Genomic DNA, 3,772 nt, shown 5'->3' on the forward strand with positions numbered 1-3,772 from the left:
CCTTTTCCGGCATACCTTTCGACAGGCTCAGGACACCGCCTCGACGGGAGGATCAGAGCGCTGCGTACGCCTCGACCCAGTCCTCCGCACGGAGGTCACGCGGCAGGACCGGCGCATGGGAGCGACGGCGCCGCCGGGCGATCCGATCGGCGAGCGCACCGGGGACGCCGTTGCGGCGCAGGATCTCGGCGGCACCGCGGCCTCGGCTGCTGAAGACCCTCGCGACCCACGACTGGAATTCACGGCGCTCGGACTCGGGAAGCAGCGGCTCCCGGCGCCGATCGACGAGAAGCAGCCCGCCGTCGACGTTGGGCCGCGGACGGAACGCCGTCGACGGGACCCGCCGGTCGAGGGTGAAGGTGAACCACGGCCACCACTGCGCGGTGAGCTGGGTCGTACCGCCGACGCCCGCGCGCTTGCGGGCGACCTCCCACTGGGTGAGGAGCACGGCGTGACGCCATGTCGTCGAGGCGAGTAGGTGCCGCAGGATCGGTGTGGTCAGGTGGAACGGGACGTTGGACACGACGACCGCGTCCTGAGGTGGCGCGTGTCGCAGGATGTCGCCTTCGGCGATACACACGTGCGTACCGATCCGTCGGCGCAGGTCGGCTGCGCGCCGCGAGTCGATCTCGACCCCCTGCAGCGGCCGGCCCAGCTCGGCCAGCGCGAGGGTGACGGCACCGTTGCCGGTGCCCCACTCGACCAGCGGACCCGGCCGCTGCGAGACGAGATGGACGATGCGGTCGAGAACCGCCTTGTCGGTGAGAAAGTTCTGGCCGAGCTCGTGCCGGCCAGGGCGTACGTCGGGCATGGATGCTCCTCGAGAAAGAAGGAGCCGGGCGGCATGCGGGTAGCACTCGAGAGCCGCCCGGCAGGGTGCCAGGTGGCGGCGCGAATGCGACGAGTGCTTCGGTGGGATCCGCGCCGTCAGCGGCGGCGGATCCGGACGAACATCGTCATGCAGCAGTTACCCATGGCGGTCACGCTAGCGAAGCCATGGCCCCGCTCGCACACCGTTTACAGACCGCCGAGAAGTCACTGGCGTCGGTCGAGACGGCATCGACGTGCCGACTGGACCGACGTACGTGACGTCTCGGCCTGCGGGAGCGACTACTCGACGTGGTGGAGGCGGCGGGCGGCCTCGGCGGTGGAGCCGGAGATCGATGGGTAGACGGTGAACGTGTTGGCGATCTGGTCGACGGTCAGTCCGGTCGAGACGGCGAGGGTGATCGGGTGGATGAGCTCGGAGGCGCGCGGACCGACCACGACACCGCCGATGACGACACCGGTGCCGGGGCGGGAGATCAGCTTCACGAAGCCGTCGGTGATGCCCTGCATCTTGGCCCGAGCATTGCCCTTGAGATCGAGGCGCAGAGTGTCGGCGACGACCTCACCGGAGTCGACCTGGGCCTGGGAGTAACCCACCGTGGCGATCTCGGGCGAGGTGAAGACGTTGGCAGCGACCTCCTTGAGGTCCATCGGGATGACCGCGTCGCCGAGGAAGTGGCGCATCGCGATCCGGCCGGCCATGGCGGCCGTCGAGGCGAGCATGAAGCCGCCGGTGCAGTCGCCGGCTGCGTACACGCCGTAGGCGGAGGTGCGCGACACCTTGTCGGTGCGGATGAACCCGCCCTCGTCGAGCTCGATGCCGGCCTCCTCGAGGCCGAGGCCTTCGGTGTTGGGGATCGAGCCGAGCGCGAGGATGCAGTGGCTGCCGGTGACCTCGCGGCCGTCGGTCAGCCGGACGGTGACGACGTCGCCGTCGCGGGTCACCGACTCCATCCGCGACTTGCTGAGGATGTTCATGCCCTGACGCTCGAGTACGTCCTGGAGGACCGTCGCCGCGTCCGCGTCCTCACCGGGGAGAACACGATCGCGCGAGGAGACCAGGGTGACCTGGGAGCCGAGGTTGAGGTAGGCGCTGGCGAACTCAGCACCCGTGACGCCCGAGCCGACCACGATCATGTGGGAGGGCAGCTCGTCGAGGTCGTAGACCTGCTCCCAGGTCAGGATCCGCTCGCCGTCGGGCTGCGCGGTGGGCAGCAACCGCGGCCGGGCGCCGGTGGCGATCAGGACGGCATCGTTCTCGATGGCCTCCTCGCCGCCGTCGTCGGCCCGGGTCGCGATCACCTGACGCTTGTCGGCGTCGATGCGCCCGGTGCCCTTGACGATCCGGATCCCCCGGCGAGCCAGCCGGCTCTCGATGTCGCTGGACTGGGCGAGCGCGAGCGACTTGACCCGCTTGTTGACGACGCCGAGGTCGGCGTAGAGCTCGGTGGCCGGGTCGCCCTGGTGGTCGCGGAAGTGGATGCCCAGGTCGCGGGCGAGCGACATGTCCGACATCAGCTCGGCGGTGGCGATCAGGGTCTTGCTCGGCACGCAGTCGGTGAGCACGGCGCTGCCGCCGAGGCCGTCACGGTCGACGACCGTCACCTCCGCCCCGAGCTGCTGCGCGACCAGCGCCGCCTCGTATCCGCCTGGACCCCCACCAATGATCGTCACCCGCGCCATGGGCCGCATTCTTCCACGCCCCCGGAACGGCAGAGTCAGCCCATCGTCCTCTGACCGTCGATGGTCTCCCGGATGATGTCGGCGTGACCGGCGTGCTGGGCGGTCTCGGCCAGGATGTGGGCGATGACGCGGCGGTTGGACCAGGTGGCGCCCGCCTCGAACCACGGAGCCTCGGGAAGGGCGTGGTCCGCGTCGAGGTCGACCGTCCGGATCAGCTCGTCGGTGGCGGCGGCCACCTCCTCGTACACCTCGAGCACACCTGCCAGCGTCTCGTCCTCGGCGAGCACGAAGTGGGCGGCGAACTCGGCGTACCTCTCCGGCGTGAACTCCTGGGCCACCGCGCCACGGACGATGAAGTCGGCCCAGCCCCGCTCTCCGGCAGCGACGTGCTTGATCAGCCCGCCGAGACTGAGCGAGGAGGCGGTCGGGGTGAGCCGGGCCTGCTCGTCGGTCAGGTTGCGGACGGCGAAGCGCAGGAAGCCGCGGTGCTTGGCCAGCGTCTCGAGCAGGTCGGCGCGCTCGCGGGAGGAGGTGGCGGTGGCGCTCACGGCGGTTGCGGTCATGACATGGACTCCTTGGTGGTGTTTCCCTCTGACACCGACAACGCTAGGAAGCCTTCAGGTCAGTTTCTGTCCGCTTTGCGCCACCGGGCGAAAAAAGTTCGTCCGGCTACTACCCTGCTGGGGTGACGAGCCCTGCGAACCCGACCCGGAGCGACGCGGTCCGCAACCGCGACCTCCTCGTCGCCGCCGGCCGCGAGGTGCTCGCCGAGCAGGGCCTCGACGCCCCGATGTCCGCGGTCGCCAAGCGCGCCGGCGTCGGCCAGGGCACCCTCTACCGTCACTTCCCCGACCGGCTCACCCTGGCCACGGCGGTGCTGGAGGAGAACGTACGCGACATCGAGCAGGTCGCCGCCAGGCCCGAGGCGACGCTGGCCGACGTGCTCGGCGTCGTGACCTGGCAGATGATCCGTTCGACCGCCTTCGTGGGCATCATCCGGCTCGGCGGTGAGGCCCACTCGCGGCACCTGGCCGATCGCGTTCGCACCGCCCTCGACGGGCTTCCGAAGGAGACCCACGGCACCGACGACATCGTCCTCGCGGTCGCGATGGTCTCCGGCGCGGTGTACGGCCAGACTCTCGAGGCGCGGGAGGCCGCGGCCCGCCGGGCGTGGCGGCTGCTCGGGATCGAGATCGGCCCGGTCACTTCCGGCGTCTAGCGAAGGCCACACACGCGACGAGGCCCGGATCCGCGGTCGTGC

The 3,772-nt window shown here is 70.3% G+C and carries 4 protein-coding genes; 1 reads left to right on the forward strand and 3 read right to left on the reverse strand.

The genetic code is table 11. The features are described from left to right. Positions 1 to 52: 52 nt before the first annotated feature. The 3 genes from erm to ACFVJS_RS26935 all read right to left on the reverse strand — a co-directional run bounded on the left by erm (position 53) and on the right by ACFVJS_RS26935 (position 3,074). The gene (gene erm / locus ACFVJS_RS26925; protein WP_378886625.1) at positions 53 to 811 is read right to left on the reverse strand and encodes a 23S ribosomal RNA methyltransferase Erm; all 759 of its coding nucleotides are present in this window, start codon (positions 809 to 811) and stop codon (positions 53 to 55) included. Positions 812 to 1,110: 299 nt separating this feature from the next. Further along, positions 1,111 to 2,511 carry an NAD(P)H-quinone dehydrogenase gene (locus ACFVJS_RS26930; protein WP_378886626.1) on the reverse strand — a complete coding sequence of 467 codons (1,401 nt, stop codon included), beginning with the start codon at positions 2,509 to 2,511 and terminating at the stop codon, positions 1,111 to 1,113. 35 nt (positions 2,512 to 2,546) lie between these two features. After that, positions 2,547 to 3,074: a DinB family protein gene (locus tag ACFVJS_RS26935; protein WP_378886627.1), complete on the reverse strand. Its 528-nt coding sequence runs from the start codon at positions 3,072 to 3,074 to the stop codon at positions 2,547 to 2,549. 122 nt (positions 3,075 to 3,196) lie between these two features. On the opposite strand from ACFVJS_RS26935, the gene ACFVJS_RS26940 reads away from it, so the two are divergent. Beyond that, positions 3,197 to 3,730, forward strand: a complete 534-nt coding sequence (locus ACFVJS_RS26940) for a TetR/AcrR family transcriptional regulator (RefSeq protein ID WP_378886628.1) — start codon at positions 3,197 to 3,199, stop codon at positions 3,728 to 3,730. Positions 3,731 to 3,772: the final 42 nt, after the last annotated feature.

Origin of the sequence: Nocardioides sp. NPDC057772, assembly GCF_042798075.1 — a bacterium.
Classification (GTDB): domain Bacteria; phylum Actinomycetota; class Actinomycetes; order Propionibacteriales; family Nocardioidaceae; genus Nocardioides.

Coding starts and splice junctions, on each gene's coding strand:
- ACFVJS_RS26930 (WP_378886626.1), bottom strand. CDS start 2,511: ATGGCGCGGGTGACGATCATTGGTGGGGGTCCAGGCGGATACGAGGCG.
- erm (WP_378886625.1), bottom strand. CDS start 811: ATGCCCGACGTACGCCCTGGCCGGCACGAGCTCGGCCAGAACTTTCTC.
- ACFVJS_RS26935 (WP_378886627.1), bottom strand. CDS start 3,074: ATGACCGCAACCGCCGTGAGCGCCACCGCCACCTCCTCCCGCGAGCGC.